The organism is Roseibium sp. AWQ4_290 (genome assembly GCF_056160985.1).
In genome coordinates, this window is record NZ_JBSWYG010000002.1 from 82128 (window position 1) to 102384 (window position 20257).

The following is a 20257-nucleotide window of genomic DNA, read 5'->3' on the forward strand; positions in this document are numbered from 1 at the left end:
GAAACAACATGAAGCTCAACGAACTTCAGGACAACGAAGGTGCCGTCAAGGACCGCACCCGTGTTGGCCGCGGCATCGGGTCCGGCAAGGGCAAGACCGGTGGCCGCGGTGTCAAGGGGCAGAAGTCCCGGTCCGGCGTTGCGATCAAAGGCTTTGAAGGCGGCCAGATGCCGCTTCACCGCCGTTTGCCGAAGCGCGGCTTCACGAACATCTTTGCCAAGGACTACAACACCGTGTCCGTTGGCCGTGTTCAAAAAGCAATTGATGCAGGCAAGCTGAATGCGTCGGAGGCGGTTACCGTCGAAGCGCTCAAGGCAGCCGGCGTTGTCAAAAGGGTCCGTGACGGTGTGCGCATCGTTGCCAACGGTGAACTCACCGCGGCAGTGACCTTTGAAGTTGCCGGTGCCTCCAAGGGCGCTGTGGCAGCAATCGAAAAAGCGGGCGGCAAGGTTGCCGTTCTGGGAGCTCAGGCTTAACAGCCTGGGCTTTTCCCATTTGTCAGCAAGTATTCTGACCGGAGTAGGGCATGGCATCGGCCGCCGAGCAACTGGCGTCAAATCTCAATTTCTCAGCTTTCGCCAAGGCTGAAGAACTCAAAAAGCGCATCTGGTTCACGCTGGGGGCGCTTTTGGTTTATCGACTGGGCACTTACATTCCGATGCCCGGTATCAATCCGGTGGCCTTTGCGCAGGCCTTCGACCAGGCCCAATCCGGGATTCTGGGCATGTTCAACATGTTCGCGGGCGGAGCGGTTGGCCGGATGGCCATTTTCGCGCTCGGGATCATGCCGTATATCTCCGCATCCATCATCATGCAGCTCATGACGACCGTTGTGCCGTCTCTGGAGCAGCTGAAGAAGGAAGGCGAGCAGGGCCGCAAGGTCATCAACCAGTATACCCGTTACGGAACCGTGGTGTTGGCCATGTTCCAGGCCTATGGCATCGCCGTCGGACTGGAATCGGCTGCCAATGTCGTGACCGACCCGGGCTGGTTCTTCCGTGCCTCCACCGTGATCACCCTTGTGGGCGGCACCATGTTCCTGATGTGGCTCGGGGAGCAAATCACCTCGCGCGGCATCGGCAACGGTATTTCGCTGATCATTTTTGCCGGGATCGTCGCCGGGCTTCCGGCCGCGGTCGTTCAGACCCTTGAGCTGGGCCGTCAGGGCTCTCTGGCTACCTGGATCATTCTGACCGTGATCGTTCTGGCTGTGGTCGTCATTGCGTTCATCGTGTTCATGGAGCGGGCGCAGCGCCGGCTGCTGATTCAGTATCCGAAGCGGCAGATGGGCAACCGCATGTTTGAGGGCAACACCTCGTTCCTGCCTCTGAAGCTCAACACTGCCGGTGTGATCCCGCCGATCTTTGCGTCCTCGCTTCTGCTGGTTCCGGCCACGCTTGCCGGCTTCGGGCAGGGCACGGGCAATGAGTGGCTGACCTATATCACTGCGGCGCTTGGTCACGGGCAGCCCCTGTTCATGGTCTTTTATGCGGCCATGATCATCTTCTTCTGTTTCTTCTATACGGCGATCGTGTTCAACCCGAGCGACACGGCCGATAACCTTAAGAAACATGGTGGTTTTATCCCGGGTATCCGTCCGGGCGAACGGACGGCTGAATATATAGACAAGGTCCTCACGCGTATCACGGTTGTGGGCGCGATCTATATCACCATCGTTTGTCTATTACCCGAATTCCTCATTTCGGCGACTGGCGTTCCGTTCTATTTCGGAGGAACCTCTTTGCTGATCGTTGTCAGTGTGACCATGGACACGGTATCCCAGATCCAGGGCCATCTGCTTGCGCATCAGTATGAGGGGCTGGTGAAAAAAGCTAAATTGAGGGGGAAACGCCGATGAGGCTGATACTGGTAGGACCGCCGGGCGCAGGGAAGGGAACGCAGGCCACACGCCTCGTTGCGAAATACGGCATTCCCCAGCTCTCAACCGGTGACATGCTGCGTGCGGCCGTTGCCGCGCAGACCCCGGTCGGGGTGAAAGCCAAGGAAGTGATGGATTCGGGTGGTCTGGTGTCGGACGAAATTGTCGTCGGCATCATCCGGGACCGGATCTCGCAAGCAGATGCCAAGAACGGGTTCATTCTCGACGGCTTCCCGCGCACGATCGCCCAGGCCGAGGCGCTGGACGAGATGCTCAAGGATAGCGGCCTGAAGTTGAATGGCGTTCTGGAGCTTCGGGTCGACCAGACCAAACTGGTGGACCGGATCATCAAGCGGGCGGAAGACGCCAAGGCGGCCGGTGAGGCTGTGCGCAAGGATGACGACCCTGAGGTCTTCAAGCAACGCCTTGAGGCTTACAACCGGGATACGGCTGTTGTTGTGCCGTATTACGAGAAAACCGGTCTGCTTTCGGTCGTTGACGGCATGCAGTCTATTGACGATGTGTCAGCGTCCATAGAAAGCGTTCTTCAGGGACTTGACGAGAAGGTTTAAGAGCGGTAAAGGACCCGCTCTGTCAAAAAGTTTAGCCGGTTCCATGCAAATGGGACCGGCATTCTCTGTGCCGGGTGCTTCCCGGCATATTCGTACCCGCAAGGGCCGGCCTCCACCGGACGCGGGCATTCGCAATAGCGCTCTTCCACCTGGTTGGCGCTCAACACATGGAGACAAACGTGGCACGTATTGCTGGCGTTAACATCCCGACGAACAAGCGCGTTGTGATCGCGCTTCAGTATATTCACGGCATCGGCGCGAAATTCGCGCAGGAAATCATCGAGAAAAACAACATCGATGCAGCCCGCCGTGTCAACGAGCTTTCCGACGCAGAAGTGCTGTCCATCCGTGAAACCATCGACCGCGATTACCTCGTGGAAGGGGACCTTCGCCGTGAGACGGCAATGAACATCAAGCGTCTGATGGACCTTGGCTGCTACCGCGGCCTGCGTCACCGCCGCGGCCTGCCGGTCCGTGGTCAGCGGACGCACACGAACGCCCGTACCCGCAAGGGTCCGGCGAAACCGATCGCTGGTAAGAAGAAATAACCATCGCACCGCGATTGGTGGTGGAGCTGCCGGAATTACGGCAGTGACGAGATCAAAACAAGGACAACAGAATGGCTAAAGACACGACGCGCGTGCGTCGCCGCGAACGCAAGAACATCTCTTCTGGCGTTGCGCATGTGAACTCCACGTTCAACAACACGATGATCACGATTACCGACGCTCAGGGCAATGCAATCTCCTGGTCGTCCGCTGGTGCGCTTGGCTTCAAGGGCTCCCGTAAGTCCACGCCCTATGCTGCACAGGTTGCTGCCGAAGACGCTGCCAAGAAGGCCGCTGAACACGGCATGCGCACTCTGGAAGTTGAAGTCCGTGGCCCGGGTTCCGGCCGTGAATCCGCATTGCGTGCGTTGCAGGCTGCCGGTTTCCTGATCACGTCCATCCGTGACGTGACGCCGATTCCGCACAATGGCTGCCGTCCGCGCAAGCGCCGCCGCGTCTAAGGCTTTCCGGCTTTAGGTACCTGTTTCTCCAAATGGCAAAGAATGGCCCGGACCTTGAAGAACCGGGCGGGATAGCCGAAGGGACGAAAACGTGACCATTCAGAAAAACTGGCAAGAACTGATCAAGCCGACCAAACTCGAGATCAAGCCGGGTCAGGACCCGCGCTTTCTGGCAACCGTTGTTGCCGAGCCTCTTGAGCGTGGCTACGGTCTGACACTCGGCAACGCTCTGCGCCGCATTCTGCTGTCTTCCCTGCAAGGGGCGGCGGTGACGGCTGTGCAGATCGATGGCGTTCTGCACGAGTTCTCGTCGATCCCGGGCGTGCGCGAAGACGTTACCGACATTGTTCTGAACATCAAGGAAATTGCCATCCGTATGGATGGCGAAGGCCCCAAGCGCATGGTTGTGCGCAAACAGGGCCCGGGCGTTGTGACGGCCGGTGATATTCAGACGGTTGGCGATGTGGAAGTGCTCAACCCGGACCTGGTGCTCTGCACGCTTGATGAAGGCGCTGAAATCCGCATGGAATTCACCGTCAACACGGGCAAGGGCTACCATTCTTCCGACCGGAACCGTCCGGAAGATGCACCGATCGGCCTGATCCCGGTCGACAGCCTGTATTCCCCGGTCAAGAAGGTCTCCTACAAGGTGGAAAACACCCGTGAAGGCCAGGTTCTTGATTACGACAAGCTGACCCTGACCGTTGAAACCGACGGCTCCGTCAAGCCGGATGATGCGGTGGCTTTTGCCGCACGCATTCTGCAGGATCAGCTGTCCATCTTCGTCAACTTTGAAGAGCCGCAGCGCGAAGTCGCCGAGGACACCGTCCCGGAACTGGCGTTCAACCCGGCGCTCTTGAAGAAAGTCGACGAGCTGGAACTGTCTGTCCGGTCTGCAAACTGCCTGAAGAACGACAATATCGTGTATATTGGCGATCTCATCCAGAAGACCGAAGCGGAAATGCTGCGGACGCCGAATTTCGGCCGCAAGTCGCTCAACGAGATCAAGGAAGTGCTCGCCCAGATGGGTCTCCATCTCGGCATGGAAGTGGCCAACTGGCCGCCTGAGAACATCGACGATCTGGCCAAGCGCTACGAAGACCATCAATACTAAGGGACGTACGCGTCCCAAGAGCATCCAACCGTCTTGACGGCGCAAACAGGGTGCTCGCCGACGAAGGAACAGGGCAATTTTCTAGTTTCAGGCGTTCAGACCTGGAAATGAATTGCTCTTCAGGATCAACCGGGCAAGTGCTCACAGGACAAGAGCAGACTGCCTGACAGACAAAGGAGAGGGCCATGCGCCACGGGAAATCCGGCCGCAAGCTCAACCGGACCTCTAGCCACCGCAAGGCTATGTTCGCGAATATGGCAGCATCGCTGATCAAGCATGAACAGATCGTGACGACGCTGCCGAAGGCCAAGGAAATGAAGCCGATCATCGACAAGCTCATCACTCTGGGCAAGCGCGGTGATCTCCATGCACGCCGCCAGGCCATTTCGCAGATTCGCGACACGGCCATGGTTGCCAAGCTGTTCGAAACGCTCGGTGCGCGTTACAAGGACCGCAACGGCGGGTATTCACGGGTTCTCAAAGCCGGTTTTCGTCATGGTGACAACGCTGCCATGGCTGTGATCGAGCTGGTTGACCGGGATCCGGAAGCACGCGGTGCTGAAGACCGCGCACGCGCTGAAGCTGAAGAAGTGGCGGAAACCGCAGCGTAATTTAATTTGCCATTGGCAAAAATATCAGAAGCGGGCCCCTGGCCCGCTTTTTTTGTGCCTCTATCTTGAACCTAAGCGACTGGTTTTAGTTCATAAAATTGAAACTTACGATTATCATTGGATTAAGAAATTTTACCTAGGTTCCCTTCCAGCATTGCAATCGGCTTTCGATAGGGTTGGGAGAATCTAGTGTCCAAACGGTCGTCTTCTTCTGGAAAGAAGTTATCCTCGTTCCGGCTTTCCTTTGTGATTCCCGCGTTGATGATTTTCATTACGTTTGCTGCCTGCGCGGCGGTCGGGGTCATTGGCTATCTCAACGGTAAGGACGGGTTGCGCAAAATGGCGGAAGCGGAACTTGGGATGGTGATCACCGCCCGGTCCGCGCTTCTGGATAGCAAGCTGAAAGCCGCAGAAGGCGAAATTGGCACCCTTGCCTCCAACGTGGCTGATCCGCTGAACACGCTTGGCCAGGCGTTGCTCAATCTGGATCGGGAAGAAAACGATATTCTGACCTATTTCCAGGCCCCGTCTGACCGGGCTGAGCGGGCCGCGCTTGCGGGCAGTGATCAGAAGACCATGTATGCTTGGCGCCATTCCGAAGCGCACCCGGCGATCTACAACGTCTGGAAGAACAGCGGCTACGCGGATATCTACCTGATCGACAAGTCCGGCCTGGTGCTCTACACGGTGACCAAGGGCGGTGAGTTTCTGAAAAGGCTCGGCGACAACAACAACCCGGCCAACGGAACCGGCCTGGATCAGGTGTTCAAGAATTCCATCGGTCTGGACGAAGGTCAGCTTTCGGTGACCTCCTTTGCCAAATATGCTCCGGCTGGCGGCGAAGCCTCCCTGTTCCTCGGTGCGCCGGTTTTCCTCAATTCCTTCGGTCAGAAAGAGCTGAACGGCGTCGTTGCAGTCCGGCTTGATTCCGGGTTCCTCGACAAGGTGGTCTCCAGCCGCAAGGATCTAGGGCAGACCGGCCAGGTCTATGTGGTTGGCGAGGGGGGCAAGGTGCTCAGCGACAAGCCGCTGGCCTCCGGTCCGACCTCCCTGGTCGAAACTGCGTCCGCTGCGCCGGTACTGGAGGCGCTCAAGGGCACAGAAGAGGCCGGTATCGTCAAAGGCGAGGACGGTGTATCCGATCTCATGGTGGCCCGTCCGCTTCAGTTCCGGGGGCAGACCTGGGCCGTGGTTGCTGAAAAGAGTGTCGAGGAAACCCTGGCGGCTGTCACCAACATGCGCAATCAGATGTTCATCTGGTCGCTGGTGACCATCGCGATTGCCGCCGTGATCGCGCTTCTCTTCTCGCAGTCGGTCACGCGGCCTCTGTCGACGCTCGTGGGAGCGCTCAACGCGATTGCGTCCGGTGAACTGGGGGCTGAGATCAAGGCCGCTAGCCGCGGCGATGAAATCGGTGATATCGGCCGGGCTGTGCTGCAGATCCGCCAGAATGCGGCGGATGAAAACGAGCGCCGGGCCGCGGAAGAAGCCGAAGAGGCCCGCAGCCAGGCGGATCAGCGCCAGGAAATGCTGGCCAATCTGGCTGGTGAATTTGAAGCCACGGTCGGCACGGTGGTGAACAAGGTGGCCCGTTCGGCAGCCTCTCTGCGCTCCTCTGCAGACAAGATGCGGGAGATCACCGATACGGCCGGGGAAACCTCTGCCAGCGCTGCGTCCATGTCTGAAGGCGCGCTAAAGGAAGTGGAATCGATTGCGGCTGCTTCTGACCAGCTCTCCGGGTCAATCCAGGAAATCTCGGCTCTGATCGAACGTTCCTCCAATGTGGCCGCTGAAGCCACCAAGCGGGCGGAGACGACCAACTCCACCGTTAAGTCGCTTGCCGAAGCGGCCAACCGGATCGGTGAGGTTGTTACCCTCATCAGCGACATTGCCGACCAGACCAATCTTCTGGCCCTCAACGCCACCATCGAGGCTGCCCGTGCCGGCGAAGCGGGCCGGGGCTTTGCGGTGGTTGCGTCCGAGGTCAAGGATCTTGCCTCCCAGACCGGCAAGGCCACCGGCGAGATCCAGCAGCAGATCGATGCGATCCGCAATGCGACTGATGACGCGGTGGGGGCCATTGGCGACATTCAAAAGACCATCAACGAGATCACCACCTCGGTCAGCGAAGTGTCGGCTGCAGTCACCGAGCAAAGCTATGCGACTCAGGGGATTGCCGAAAACACCCAGCGGGCCGCCCAGGGAACGTCCAAGGTCACTGAGGACATCCGCAACGTGTCGTCCCTGTCAAACGACACCAACATGGCTGCCCAGAACTTCTCCGAAGAAGCCGCTGACATGGCCGGGGATGCGGAACAGCTGGACCAGGAAGTGCGCAGCTTCCTTGAACAGGTCCGCTCTGCCTGACGCAGCGCGCCTGAAGTGACAGCAAAGTGACCGCCGGGGTCCGGATCTTTCCAGGCCCCGGCTGTTTTTGTATTTGCCTCTGTTCCACCCAATCTGCCATGTATCGCCGGGGCATAGAAGAATCGACAAAAGGATACCGGCAATGCGTCTGATGCGTTTTGACACGCTTCGCTTTTCCAGTTTTGCACTGATCACGGCCTGTGCGGCCCTTTGGGCCTGTCTGGCTGCGGCGCAAACAGTTGAACCGAGCCCGGCAGATCTGCGGCTGGTTCCGCAATCGTCGGAACAGATCAAACTGTCTTTTGCCCCTGTTGTGAAAAAAGTCGCCCCGGCAGTGGTCAATGTATATGCGAGCCGCAAGGTGGTCCGGCGCCAGCGGGTGTCGCCGTTTCTCGAAGATCCGTTCTTCCGCCGCTTTTTCGGCCAGCAGGGTGGAGGTGGCCGCCCGCAGGAGAGGGTTGAATCCTCGCTCGGCTCCGGGGTGATCATTTCCGCCGACGGCACGGTGATCACCAACCATCACGTCATCAAGGGCGCCGACGAGGTGCGGGTGGCGCTCAGCGACCGGCGGGAGTTTGACGCGGATATCGTGCTGATGGACGAGCGGACGGATCTGGCGGTGCTCAAAATCCGGGGTGAGGGCCCCTTCGATCATGTCAGCTTCGCCGATTCAGACAGTCTTGAGGTAGGCGATGTGGTTTTGGCGATAGGTAACCCGTTCGGGGTGGGCCAGACCGTGACGCAAGGAATTGTTTCCGCCCTGGCACGGACGCAGGTCGGGGTGACCGACTTTCAGTTCTTCATTCAGACGGATGCGGCCATCAATCCGGGCAATTCAGGCGGGGCCCTGGTGGATATGACCGGCAAACTGGTCGGTATCAATACGGCGATCTTTTCGCGCTCCGGCGGTTCCAACGGAATCGGCTTCGCCATTCCGGCCCATATGGCCCGGTTCGTCGCCCAGGCGGCCGATCACGGCGGCAAGGTGCAGCGGCCCTGGCTCGGTGCGACAGTGCAGCTCGTCAATTCCGACATTGCCGAGGCGCTTTCCCTGGAAAGGCCGCGTGGGGTTCTGGTGACGGCGGTCTATGACGGCTCGCCGGCAGCTGAAGCGGGTCTCAAGGTCAGCGATCTTGTGATTGCGATTGAGGGCAAGGAGGTCACCGATCCCAATTCCTTCGGCTACCGCTTCGCCACACGCATGATCGGGGAAGCCGCGTCCTTTCAGGTGCTGCGCGACGGTAAGGAGCTCACTTTGTCCGTCCCCTTGAAACCGGCTCCGGAAACCGTGCCCCGGGACACCCGCGAGTTGCGCGAGTTCTCGCCCTTTGAAGGCACAACCGTGATGAACCTGTCCCCGGCCGTTTCGGAGGAACTCGGCCTGGAAGGGGTGTTTGACGGAGTGGTGATTGCCTCGGTCCAGCGGGGCGGGGCCGCCAACCAGGTGGGGCTTCGACCCGGCGATATCATCCGTGCGGTGAATGACCAGCCGGTGGAAAGCACCCGCATGCTGGAGACCATTACCAAGACCCCGCCGCGTGTGTGGCGGTTGGAAATCGAGCGCAACGGCAAGATTTCCAAGCTCGAACTGCGCTAGGAAGGGGCCGTGAGCGATCTGTTCGAAGCGTCTGGCCTTGCGCAGACCGGTCCGCGCCCGCTCGCGGACCGGATGCGGCCATCGCAGCTTGCCGATGTGGTTGGCCAGGACCACCTGCTGGGACCGGAGGGAACGCTCTCGCGCATGCTCAAGACACGCACCCTTGGGTCGCTTGTCTTCTGGGGACCGCCGGGCACGGGCAAGACAACCATTGCCCGGTTGCTGGCCAATGAGACCGATCTGGCATTCGAGCAAATTTCGGCGATCTTCTCTGGCGTCGCGGACCTCAAGAAAGTGTTTGAAGCGGCAAGGGCCCGGCGCATGAGCGGGCGGGCTACCTTGTTGTTTGTCGATGAAATCCACCGCTTCAACCGGGCTCAGCAGGACAGTTTTCTGCCGGTGATGGAAGATGGCACGATCACGCTTGTAGGGGCGACGACCGAAAATCCGTCCTTTGAGTTGAATGCCGCTCTCCTGTCGCGGGCCCATGTGATGACCTTCCAGTCCCTGAGCCTGGAGGCGATCGAGCAGCTTCTGCTGCGGGCCGAGGCGGAGGAGGACAAGGCTCTTCCCCTGGACGCAGAGGCGCGCAAGGTTCTGATCCGCATGGCCGACGGGGACGGGCGTTCGGCTTTGACCCTGGCCGAAGATGTCTGGCGGGCAGCGGGTGAAGACGAGACATTTGACGCGGAGCGGCTGCAGGAGATTGTGCAGCGCCGGGCGCCAATCTACGACAAGAGCGCCGACGGCCACTACAATCTGATCTCCGCGTTGCACAAATCCGTGCGCGGGTCCGATCCGGATGCGGCCCTATACTGGTTCTGCCGCATGCTGGACGGTGGCGAAGACCCTATGTATCTGGCCCGGCGTCTCATACGCATGGCGGTGGAGGATATCGGGCTTGCGGATCCCAACGCGCTGGTTCAGGCCAATGCATCGCGCGATGCCTATCAGATGCTTGGCTCGCCGGAAGGGGAGCTCGCCCTGGCCCAGACCGTGATCTATCTGGCAACAGCGCCCAAATCCAATGGCGCTTACGTCGCCTACAAGGCAGCGCTCAGGGATGCCAAATCCAGTGGCTCCCTGCTACCGCCCAAACATATTTTGAACGCGCCCACCAAGCTGATGAAGCAGGAAGGCTATGGCGCGGGGTATCAATATGATCATGATGCGCCGGACGGGTTTTCCGGCCAGGATTATTTCCCTGAGGATCTGGGACGTCAGACCTATTATGATCCGCCGGAACGCGGCTTTGAACGGGAGCTGCGCAAACGGCTGGACTATTGGAGCCGGCTGCGCAAGGAACGCGGGTAGCCTGACGGCTGGTTTGGGGGGCGTCCGGCCTGCTCAAGCGGGCGTGAACCTTTTTGAACCCTATTTGACCGCTCCGCAGCGTAAGGCCGTTCCCTGTGATGCCGATGGCAGCTATCCAATAGGTCCTATTCGGTGAGCTTGGAATAAGGAATATAGCAACCCTTTTCACGCAGGATAAAGCCTTGGTCCGGTGGGCAGTTCATGAAGGAAATCGAACTCAGACTTGCGCTCGTGCTTTATGGTGGCGTTTCTCTCGCCATCTATATGCATGGGGTGAGCCGGGAGATCCTGAACCTGGTGCGGGCGTCCAGTTTCCGCCTGGACCGCAAGAGCGGCAACGGGGCGCCTGGCGGCGAGGCCCAGCCTCTTGAGCCGGTTCAAACCGCCTATCAGGATCTGCTTGATATCCTGTCGGAGACCGCCGACATCCGGGTGGTTGTCGATGCGATTGCCGGTGCGTCTGCAGGCGGGGTCAACGGGATTATGCTGGCCAGGGCGCTCGCCCATGACCTTCCGCTGGTCAGCCATAGCGAGATGTGGCTGGAAAATGCCGATGTCACCCGCCTGTCGCGACCGCAATCGGGCCTGTCCCGCTATTTGAAACTCTCCGTTTCGCCGGTGCTTGATCAGCTCATTTCCACCCGGCTGAAAAAGCAGATCAAAAGCGTGGAAACCCGGGAGAAACTGCGCCAGTTCATGCAGGCAAGATGGTTTTCGCCGCCCTTTTCCGGGGAACGGTTCATCGGCTGGATGCTGGATGCCTGCCAGAAAATGGACAAGGCGGGCGAGGGGGCGCGCACGCTGATCCCCCGGGGGCAGACCCTTGATCTGTTCGTGACCATCACCGACTATAACGGGGTCAAGCGCAAGATCCTCCTGGACGATCCGGCCTATGTTGAGGAATGGGACCACCGGCGCATTTTGAATTTCCATGCGGTGCACCGCACCCCTGGCTTTGTCGACAGTCAGTTCGACATGCAAAATGTGCCCGAACTGGTGTTCGCCGCCCGCGCAACCTCATCTTTTCCCGGGGCGTTCCCGCCTGCGACAGTGGCGGAGATGGAGCGGGTGCTTGCGAAGAAGGGGCTCGGCTGGCCCTGCCGGGAAGCGTTTTTGGCCCGGGGCATGGGCCTTTCCGGAGACACCATCGCCCAGCACTGTTTTGTCGATGGCAGCGTGGTCATGAACAAGCCCTTTGCGCCGGTGCTTGATGTGATTGAAAAACGTCCGGCCGCACGCGAAGTCGCCCGCCGGCTGATCTATGTGGACCCGGCGCCGGTCGACCTGAGTGCCCCCCGGGGGAGCGGTCTTGAAGTGCCGGGTTTTTTCCGGGTGATCCTGGCTTCGCTGGCCCATATCCCGCGCAATGAGCCGATCGGGGACGATCTGAAGGAGCTGGAGCAGAACAACCGGCGCAGCCGCTGGCTTGCGCAACTGATCGATGCGACCGGCCCCGTCGTTGAAAAGGCGGTTTCGCCTCTCTTGCCCAAGCGCCGGGCGGTGACGGCGGACGGCTTGGCGCGCTGCCGCAAACAGGCCACCAATGCAGCGTTTGAACAAGCCGGGTTTGCCTTCTTGAACTATCAGTCGCTGAAACTGCACGCCCTGGCGGAACGGCTGGCCGGGCTGGCCGCGCGGGTCAGCCTTGGCACGCAGCACACGGTGTCTGAAGATATGGCGCTGCCGCTTGTGTCAGGCTATTTCAACCGGCTGGCGGCGGCCAGCAAGGACGGGCTGGGACGCAGCGATCCGCAGATTGTGGGGCTGCTGCGCGGACTGGATGTTGACTACCGCATCCGCCGTCTGCGCTTTGCCATCCGCCGGCTCAACGGGTTTTACCAGCATGACAAGGCAAGCGGCCGCCCGCCGCCGGATGCCAATGCCCTCGATCACCTGAAGGGTCTGCTCTATGAGCAGATCGACCATCTTAGCTGGCGCTGGACCGAGCGGTTTTTCGGGGGGCGCAGCGGTGACCTTTCCGAGGCGTTTCTGGCGGTGGCCTCAGCCGGGAAATTTGCCGCTGACACGGATATTCAGTCTTTGCTTCTAAGCCTTGGCAGGCGCATGGGGCTGACGGACCTGGACCGGCTGCATGATGAGCTGTTTGCCGAAACTGCCCGGGAGCTTCTGGACAAGGACCGGCACCAGTCTCTGCTCAGGTCTTATATCGGCTTTGGGTTTTATGATCTGATCACGTTTCCGGTGCTGCAGAGAAACGATTTTTCGGAAGTGACGGAGATCCTGGTGGACCGGATCAGCCCCCGGGACGCCGAGAGCCTTTATACGGATGGTTTTGATCTGAAGGGCAAGGCTCTCAACACTTTCGGCGCCTTCTTCAACCGGAGCTGGCGGGAACATGACTATCTATGGGGGCGTTTGAATGCGGCCGACCGGCTGGTCAGTATCGTTCTGTCTGCCACCGGCGAGGGCGCCTTGCCCCAGCAGCAGGTCAATCAGGCCCGCGCGCGCCTTTTTCTGGCGATCCTGGAAGAGGAGCGGGAGAAGCTGATGACCATTCCTGACGAGCTGCACCGGGTTGACACGCTGATCCGCTCTATCTATCCCGACTTTGCCCATGTGGAAGAAGAAGCTTAAGCTTTGACGCTCTGCCGCGGCCAAAAGATCTTCAAATGGCTTGGCCGATTGCGGGAAATACGCAGAGGGCGTTGTTCTTGGGGGCAATTCCAGCTAGCTTTGCTGAGGATTTCCACAAGGTGCCCATGAAGAGCGGCTGCGCATCGCGTCTCTCCATTCCCGTTCAGGCGTCTTAAAATTCATGGTGACGTTTTGAAACATTTCCTTCTTGTAATGCTCGGCGGCGGGATCGGGGCCGGGGCGCGGCATCTTGTGGCGCTGTTGACACTCCGCCTTTTCGGGCCGGGGTTTCCGGTTGGAACGCTGACGGTCAATGTGCTCGGCTCGCTTGCTATGGGTCTGCTGATCGGCTGGCTGGCCAAATCCGGGGTCCAGCATGTCCAGGCGGTACGTTACTTTCTGGCAACGGGGGTTCTGGGCGGGTTTACGACCTTCTCCGCCTTTTCCCTGGACACATCAGTCCTGTGGGAGCGGGGGGACACCCATCTGGCGATGATCTATGTGCTTGTCTCCGTATTCTTCTCGGTCAGCGCCGTCTTTGCGGGGCTGATGATCGCCCGGCAGGTTGTCTCTTAAGTTTCCCTTCCCATCCGGCTGAATTGCGCCTATACGCTCCGGAACGCTTTTGCCGTGCGTTCGTGTGATGAGCGCAACGAGATATGCGCCGCTTTTGAATGCGATCAACGTTTCGGTGCCCGGTCAGGCCTGTCTGTGCTCCGGTTGATCTTAAAATCATGCCCGGCCCCAGGGGACCGGCTGCCGGATTTGAGAACAAATGTCCGCGATTGAACAAAAACATGTGACCGCCGATGAGGCGGGCATGCGCCTCGACCGTTGGTTCAAGACCCATTATCCGGGGCTTGGCTTTGGCCGGCTGCAAAAACTGCTGCGCACGGGTCAGGTGCGTGTCGATGGCAAACGGGCGGAAGCCAACACCCGCATTGCCAAGGGGCAGATGATCCGGATCCCGCCCTTGGGCGTCGAGTTGCCGGCCGATGACAAGAAGAATGCCCGGCCCAAATCCACCAAGCTCATTGCCGATGACCGCAAGGCCATTGAGGACATGATCCTGTTTGAAGACAATCAGGTGATGGTGCTGAACAAACCGGCTGGGCTGGCGGTGCAAGGGGGCTCCGGCCTCAAGCGGCATCTGGACGGCATGCTGGAAGCCTTTGCGGACCTTAAGGGCAACAAGCCGCGTCTGGTGCACCGGCTGGATCGGGAAACCTCCGGCATCATTCTGGTGGCACGTACCCGCCAGGCGGCACAGGAGCTGACCAAGGCCTTTCGCCACCGCAACACCCGCAAGATCTACTGGGCCATGCTTGCCGGGGTGCCCAAGCCCCGCCAGGGCCGGATTTCCACCTTCCTCGCCCGCAGTGAAGGCGAGGAACGGATGCAGGTTGTCCGTCAGGGGGACGATGAGGCCCAGCACGCGGTCTCGCTCTATTCAGTGTTCGAACAGTCGGCCCAGAAACTGTCCTGGGTCACCATGAAGCCGGTTACCGGCCGGACCCATCAGCTGCGCGCCCACGCGGCCCATATCGGACATCCGATCATTGGGGACGACAAGTATTTCAACATCGAGAACTGGGAGTTGCCTGGCGGCATCCAGAACCGGCTGCATCTTCTGGCGCGCCGGATCGTGATCCCGCATCCCTCCGGCCACGGGTCCATTGATGTGTCTGCGCCTTTGCCACCCCATATGCGCCAGACCTGGAACCTGCTCGGCTTTGATGCCAATGACTATGATCCGGAGGCCGATGACCCGGATGAAAGCCTGATCAAGCGGTAACCGGAAGGCGGGAACAGCAGCTGCCACTCAGGTGGTGTGCCAGTGTATCTGGAAGCCCTCGGCGTCCATAGGGGGCTCAAAGTGGCGGCTGATCCGGTCAAACTGGTCTTCGCTCACAGTGAATTCGTGGGCCCTGGCCGCATTGCGCTGGCTGAGCCGGCTCTTGCAGACTGCGTCTGGAACATCGAGCACATGCAGTTCATGTTTGCTGTCTGCTGCCTCAAACAGGCTACGCATCCACAGCCGGGATGTGGAGGTGTTTGCCTGAAAATCGAGAACGACCGACAGGCCTGTTTTCAAGAGGCTGACAATGTGCGGGCCCATGGTTTTCCTCAGCCTTTCAGAACACTCCACATAGTCGGACAGAGTGATGAGCCGGTCCGAAAAGAGCCCGGACAGCAAGGCATCTTCCTGCAGCAGCAGGGTGTTTGGGCGCTCTGCCAGCGATTTGGCAAGGGTGGATTTGCCGGCAGCGACCTTGCCGCAAATCAGGTAAAGAGTGCTGTCTGCTGGCATTTGCCCTAAAAGCCCTGAAACAAGGCGCTCAGGATCACCGAGGCCACGGTGAGACCGGCGACACCTGCCACCAGCTTCCAGGCGTCGGAGCGTTTTTTGAGACCGGGCCAGCCGAGCGGTTTGATCACCTGGATGGCGGCCACCAGGAACAGAAAAAGCGTGACGATCTTGATCAAGGCCGGGCTCCGGTCACAGGGCAGAGAAGGAACTGTCCTGCGGCATAGCCAATGTTCCCGGTTGCCGCAAGCCTTGCTCAGGCGCCGATGCGGCGCTCCAGCTTGGCCATATAGGTCGGCAGTTTTTCAATCGACGGCACAACGATCATTTTCTTCACCTTGCCGGCTTTGAAGGCCTTCAGGAATTTATTGTAATCCTTGAAGGCGACGCAGCCGTGGGAGCCATTGGTCCGGCGCAGAAGGGGTGTGTGGGCGAGCATGCCGTCCCGGCCTTTCATTGCGGCCTGATCGTGCGGCAGCATACGGATGGCTTCGACCCCGTGGAAGCGTCTTTCCCGCATCCTCAGATCGTAGATATTCGGCGGGGTTGGGCCCAGATTGCGCACATGGGTGTAGTCCGGATTGTCCATGCGGTGGCCGATCCCGGAATGGGCTTCCAGTTTGGTGCCGTCCGGCATGTGCACGGTGGCCGCGCTGATGTCATAAACGGCAATTCCGCTGCCGCGCCCCGGAAGGCCGTCTTTGCGGCCGCTGAAGAGTTTGCCGATGCCGCTGAAGGGACCGCTGTCTTCGCTGTCGGGCAGGCCCGGCGTTGCATAGGCCAGAACCGGCGCGGAGGCTTTGGGCGCATCTTTGCTGCGCCCAGCGGTTCTGGACTGCGTCCGGACGGGCGGTTGCGGTTTCACGCCGGGGGCTGGGGCCAGAATTGCGCCGGGCTTTTCGGGGGCAAGTTCAGCGGATCGTGTCTCAGCAGAGGCGGAAGGGTTGGCCAGAGGGTCATTTGCCAGCGGGATGGAGGCCGTCACGATTTCCGCCGCGTCCTCTCCCACATCCTGCGCTGGTGCGCCGCCTGAAGGCAGCTGTGCCGGAGTGTGTGAAAGGGCTGGCGCTGCAGCGGTTGCCAAAGAGGTGGCCTCAAGCCGGTTGCGGGCTGCCAAAAGCGTGCTGGCCAGTTTCTGCTGTGCGAGTTTCTTGGCCAGTTTCAACTTGGCAGATTTGATCGTGTCTTCCCCCGGCGCAAGGGCAGCCTTGTCCCGGCCGGGCCTTGGTGCTGCCGGGGCGCCGGGCATCTCCGCTTCGAAGACCTCTCTTTCCCGGGGCTGTGCCAGACCCTTGGGGGAGGCGTCAGCGTCAGGAGCGAGCCCCATATCCGCAGACCCGGACGTATGGGCGAGCGCCAGAGATGGGGGGCTGGAGAGCCCCTGGGCAGAGCGGGAGGGGGCAAGGGCCGGATTGAAAAGGGCGCTGAGGGCCGCGGCACCGGCAATTACAGCCGCGGCTGCGGCAAAAAACACAAGGAAAAGCTGGTTCTTGTTCAAAAGGCCCACGCGGTTTTCCCTGCTCGTCTGCTGTTCATTCCGCTTCATTTAGACACAATCATCCCGTTGCTCGCAGCTCTTTGAAAGTGCGATCCAATATGTGTGCGATTTGGCGACAATCAGGCCCAATCGACGGTGCCCACCCATGCAGCGCAGTATCTTGATCTATGGTAACCGTCCGGTTTACGAACATGGTTAACCAAACCTTGCGGCAGGCCGTATGCTTCGAAAACCATCATAAAGCGGCAAATTTCAGGCGCTTGTGCGCAATGGCAGATATCCAAAGAACGCATGGCTCGGCAAAAGACCCTGGGTCATTTTTGCCGGGTGGGCTCTTGACGCGGGTTTCCGGTGGGCTAAGCACCCAGCTTCCGGCCCCTTGACCCGGCCTTCAAAACCCGGCACATGCGGGTTTTGCGCTCTCCGGCAACGAGGTCCCCTATGTATCTGGTCATGTTTGATGTCGACGGCACACTGGTCGACAGTCAGGAGACGATCTATCACGGTCTTCAGGTCGGGTTTGAAGCAGCAGGCTTGCCCATGCCAGACCGCAAGACGGCGCTGTCCATTGTCGGCCGTTCTCTGGAAGAGGCCTTCGCGGATCTGTTGGGGAACAGCCATTTGGACAAGGTGCCGGTGATGGCGGAGGCCTACCGGCAGTCCAAGATCCAGCGCCGTCAGCAGGGACTGGAGATTGATCCGCTTTATCCCGGTGCGCGTGAGGCGATCCTCAGGCTGCATGCCCGCGACGACATCCTGTTGGGCATTGCCACCGGCAAGGCACAGCGCGGGGTCCGCCACATGGAGGAGACCCACGGGCTGACCGGCCGGTTCGTGACCATTCAGACGGCCGATACATCCCCCTCCAAACCCCATCCGGACATGATCGAGCGTGCCCTTGCCGAAACCGGGGCCGAGGTATCCAGAACGGTGATGATCGGCGATACCGGATTTGACATGGCCATGGCCAAACAGGCAGGTGTGCATGCAATTGGTGTCACCTGGGGCTATCATGACAGCATCCGTCTGGTTGCGGACGGGGCGGACAGGTTGATCGACGGCTTTGACCAGTTGGATGAGACGCTCGCGGAAATTTTGGATTTTGACAGGGAAACAGTCTGATGCGGGATTTTCTTGAAACCTTGCATGAGGATGCGGCGAAGGATCCGGAGCAGCGTGCCCGGGATCTGTCCCGGCGTGAGTTGCCCAAGCGGTTTTACAAGGAGGCTGCGCCTTCAGAAGTGGAAGGGGGCTACGCCATTCACCTGGACGGGCGCCCTGTGAAAACGCCGGGCAAGGCCTTGCTGCTGCTGCCCAATGAAGCGATTGCCGGAGCTGCCGCAGCCGAGTGGTCTGCTCAAGACAAGGAGATCAATCCGGCCACCATGCCCCTGACCCGGCTGGCCAACACCGCAATTGATGCCGTTGCAGAGCGTTTCGGCGAAGTGGCTGACGATATCGTGCGCTTTGCCGGCAATGATGCGCTGTGCTACCGGGCGGACGATCCGGACAGTCTTGTGGAGACCCAGCGCAGATTGTGGGACCCGGTGGTTGAGTGGGCGGGAGACCTGCTCGGCGGCCGGTTTGTGCTGATTGAAGGGCTTATTCACGCCGAACAGCCACAGCCGCTCCTGGCTGCCTTTCGGGAGCGCATCGCCAGTGAAACGCCGTTGCGGCTGGCCGCTCTTCACACGGTGACCAGCCTGACCGGGTCGGCCCTGCTGGCACTTGCCATCCGGGAGGCGCATCTGGAGGCAGATGCGGTCTGGCGGGCCGCGCATGTGGAAGAGGATTTCAACATCGAGCGCTGGGGCGAAGATGCGCAAGCAGCCCAGATCCGCGCCTATAAACGCACCGAATTTGAGGCGGCGGTTCTGGTTCTCAAGACGGCCTGAGCGGGTTTGCGCGTGCTGCGGGTCAGCCCATGTAAAATGTGGTCGCCATCAGGAAGAAGATCAGCACCCCGAGCACGTCATTTGACGATGTGATGAAGACCCCGATGGCCATGGCCGGGTCAATGCCGATCTTGTCCAGAAGGATCGGCACCGTTGCCCCCACCATGGCGGCCAGTGTTGTGACGCACAGAAGCGACAGCGATGTGGCAAGCGCAAGGCGCAGCGGGGCTTCGAGAGGCACAACAAAAGACGCAGCCAGCACCAGCGCCGCCAGAACCAGCCCGGCAATTGCCCCATTGAAGAACGCAGCCATAAGTTCCTTGATCAGGCGGTAGACTATATCGCCGGACCACAGGGCCCCGGTCGCGATGCCCTGAACCGCCACGGCGGAGGCCTGAAGACCTGCATTTCCCGCCATCGACATGGTGACGGGAATGAAGGCGGCCAGAATGGCCGCTTCGGCCAGCTGGTCCTCGTAGGAGCCGACAACGGTTGCCGCGATGCTGGAGCCAACAAGACCGGCCAGAAGCCAGGGCAGGCGGCCGCGCACGATCCGCAACACGGTGTCATCGGAGCGCGCTTCGCCGGACACGCCACTCATCAGCAGCATATCCTCATTGGCTTCATCTGCCGCAATGCGTGTCAGCTGCTTCGGCGTGACCCGGCCGATCAGATGCCCCTCGCCACTTACAACCGGCACCGTGCGCATGTCTCGTTTGCGGGCAAGACGCAGGACCTCTTCCTGATCCGTATCCGCAGAAACGGCAATCACATCCCGGTTCATGATGCTGGACAGCGGCACGCCGTTCTGGGCGAGCAATAGCTTCCCAACCTCGACCGTGCCGGTTAGCTTGCCGTCAGCATCAGTGACATAAACGGTGAAGATCCGCCGGATCCGGCTGGCTTCCGCCTGCATCAGGGCCACGGCGTCCCCGGCCAGGCAGTCTTCGCGCAGGGCTACGAACTTGCGGGCCATCACCCGCCCGGCCGTATCGTCTGCATAAGCGCCGCGGGTTGCGATTTCTTCCACATCGGGCAGGCGCGCGATCAGCTCGTCGGCGACATCGTCTGGAAATTCATTCAGGATCTCGGTGGCATCTTCCGGGTCCAGCCCGGCCAGAATGTCCCGGAACTGATCCAGCGTGGAATCTTCCATCAGGATCGAGCGGAATTCGGGCCGCAGCTCGGCCACCACCTTGATGGAGGGATTGGCGGGCAGCCACTGGAACAGCTTGCGGGCATGTTTCAGCCGCAGGCGCGTGAGCAGCTGCATCACGTCGATCGGGTCCCAGCGTTTGAGCAGCTCCTCAAGCTGGGCGCGCTGACCCGCCTTGATCATGTCGCGCACGGCTTTCAGTGGCTGTTCGTTGGCGTCCAGCAGATCATGTGAGGTCTCCCGCGTCCAGGCAATTTCGGCCGCTTCGCGCGCAACGCTGGTGGTCATGACTTTACTCCGGATCAATTCATCCGCTTCTACTGCCGCATTGTGACGGCTTTC

General features: G+C 60.2%; 19 protein-coding genes. 15 read left to right on the forward strand and 4 right to left on the reverse strand.

Annotated features, from left to right (window positions below):
* Positions 1-8 precede the first annotated feature (8 nt).
* The 13 genes from rplO (at position 9) to ACXAH0_RS02680 (ending at position 14853) form a co-directional block, all read left to right on the forward strand.
* Positions 9-476: a 50S ribosomal protein L15 gene (gene rplO / locus ACXAH0_RS02620; RefSeq protein ID WP_475178231.1), complete on the forward strand. Its 468-nt coding sequence runs from the start codon at positions 9-11 to the stop codon at positions 474-476.
* 50 nt (positions 477-526) lie between these two features.
* Complete coding sequence (gene secY / locus ACXAH0_RS02625; RefSeq protein ID WP_475178226.1) at positions 527-1858, forward strand: preprotein translocase subunit SecY; 1332 nt, start codon at positions 527-529, stop codon at positions 1856-1858.
* Entirely contained in the window at positions 1855-2451 is a 597-nt protein-coding gene (locus tag ACXAH0_RS02630; protein ID WP_475188837.1) for an adenylate kinase, read from the forward strand. The genes secY and ACXAH0_RS02630 overlap by 4 nt, the downstream gene beginning before the upstream one ends.
* Positions 2452-2630: 179 nt before the next feature.
* A complete protein-coding gene (gene rpsM / locus ACXAH0_RS02635) occupies positions 2631-2999 on the forward strand; it encodes a 30S ribosomal protein S13 (RefSeq protein WP_031268319.1) in 369 nt (122 codons plus the stop codon).
* A gap of 71 nt (positions 3000-3070) precedes the next feature.
* Positions 3071-3460: a 30S ribosomal protein S11 gene (rpsK, locus tag ACXAH0_RS02640; protein WP_006936427.1), complete on the forward strand. Its 390-nt coding sequence runs from the start codon at positions 3071-3073 to the stop codon at positions 3458-3460.
* Positions 3461-3551: 91 nt separating this feature from the next.
* Entirely contained in the window at positions 3552-4574 is a 1023-nt protein-coding gene (locus ACXAH0_RS02645) for a DNA-directed RNA polymerase subunit alpha (protein ID WP_475178218.1), read from the forward strand.
* 185 nt (positions 4575-4759) lie between these two features.
* Positions 4760-5185 carry a 50S ribosomal protein L17 gene (gene rplQ, locus ACXAH0_RS02650; RefSeq protein WP_475178213.1) on the forward strand — a complete coding sequence of 142 codons (426 nt, stop codon included), beginning with the start codon at positions 4760-4762 and terminating at the stop codon, positions 5183-5185.
* 261 nt (positions 5186-5446) lie between these two features.
* On the forward strand, positions 5447-7552 hold the full coding sequence (locus ACXAH0_RS02655) for a methyl-accepting chemotaxis protein (protein ID WP_475188842.1): 2106 nt from the start codon (positions 5447-5449) through the stop codon (positions 7550-7552).
* A gap of 151 nt (positions 7553-7703) precedes the next feature.
* Positions 7704-9149, forward strand: a complete 1446-nt coding sequence (locus ACXAH0_RS02660) for a DegQ family serine endoprotease (protein WP_475178315.1) — start codon at positions 7704-7706, stop codon at positions 9147-9149.
* Between the two features lie 9 nt (positions 9150-9158).
* Positions 9159-10463 (forward strand): replication-associated recombination protein A, encoded by a 1305-nt coding sequence (locus ACXAH0_RS02665; RefSeq protein WP_475188845.1) that lies wholly within the window; start codon positions 9159-9161, stop codon positions 10461-10463.
* Between the two features lie 201 nt (positions 10464-10664).
* A complete protein-coding gene (locus ACXAH0_RS02670; protein ID WP_475178201.1) occupies positions 10665-13058 on the forward strand; it encodes a patatin-like protein in 2394 nt (797 codons plus the stop codon).
* A 192-nt stretch (positions 13059-13250) separates the two neighbouring features.
* The gene (gene crcB / locus ACXAH0_RS02675; protein ID WP_475178198.1) at positions 13251-13634 is read left to right on the forward strand and encodes a fluoride efflux transporter CrcB; all 384 of its coding nucleotides are present in this window, start codon (positions 13251-13253) and stop codon (positions 13632-13634) included.
* A gap of 199 nt (positions 13635-13833) precedes the next feature.
* Entirely contained in the window at positions 13834-14853 is a 1020-nt protein-coding gene (locus ACXAH0_RS02680) for an RluA family pseudouridine synthase (RefSeq protein ID WP_475178193.1), read from the forward strand.
* A 27-nt stretch (positions 14854-14880) separates the two neighbouring features.
* Here ACXAH0_RS02680 and ACXAH0_RS02685 read toward each other — a convergent pair whose 3' ends face one another.
* The 3 genes from ACXAH0_RS02685 to ACXAH0_RS02695 all read right to left on the reverse strand — a co-directional run bounded on the left by ACXAH0_RS02685 (position 14881) and on the right by ACXAH0_RS02695 (position 16912).
* Entirely contained in the window at positions 14881-15369 is a 489-nt protein-coding gene (locus ACXAH0_RS02685) for a P-loop nucleotide/nucleoside kinase family protein (RefSeq protein WP_475178190.1), read from the reverse strand.
* Positions 15370-15374: 5 nt separating this feature from the next.
* Positions 15375-15545, reverse strand: coding sequence for a hypothetical protein (locus ACXAH0_RS02690; RefSeq protein ID WP_475178189.1), 171 nt, complete (start codon positions 15543-15545; stop codon positions 15375-15377).
* A 77-nt stretch (positions 15546-15622) separates the two neighbouring features.
* Positions 15623-16912 carry a DUF2778 domain-containing protein gene (locus ACXAH0_RS02695; RefSeq protein ID WP_475188848.1) on the reverse strand — a complete coding sequence of 430 codons (1290 nt, stop codon included), beginning with the start codon at positions 16910-16912 and terminating at the stop codon, positions 15623-15625.
* A gap of 393 nt (positions 16913-17305) precedes the next feature.
* On the opposite strand from ACXAH0_RS02695, the gene ACXAH0_RS02700 reads away from it, so the two are divergent.
* Both ACXAH0_RS02700 and ACXAH0_RS02705 read left to right on the forward strand, forming a co-directional pair.
* Complete coding sequence (locus tag ACXAH0_RS02700; RefSeq protein ID WP_475188851.1) at positions 17306-17986, forward strand: HAD-IA family hydrolase; 681 nt, start codon at positions 17306-17308, stop codon at positions 17984-17986.
* Complete coding sequence (locus ACXAH0_RS02705; RefSeq protein ID WP_475178179.1) at positions 17986-18759, forward strand: ATP12 family chaperone protein; 774 nt, start codon at positions 17986-17988, stop codon at positions 18757-18759. Before ACXAH0_RS02700 ends, ACXAH0_RS02705 begins: the two co-directional genes overlap by 1 nt.
* 22 nt (positions 18760-18781) lie before the next feature.
* Here the strand turns inward: ACXAH0_RS02705 and mgtE are convergent, their stop codons facing one another.
* Positions 18782-20203 carry a magnesium transporter gene (gene mgtE / locus ACXAH0_RS02710; protein WP_475178176.1) on the reverse strand — a complete coding sequence of 474 codons (1422 nt, stop codon included), beginning with the start codon at positions 20201-20203 and terminating at the stop codon, positions 18782-18784.
* Positions 20204-20257 lie beyond the last annotated feature (54 nt).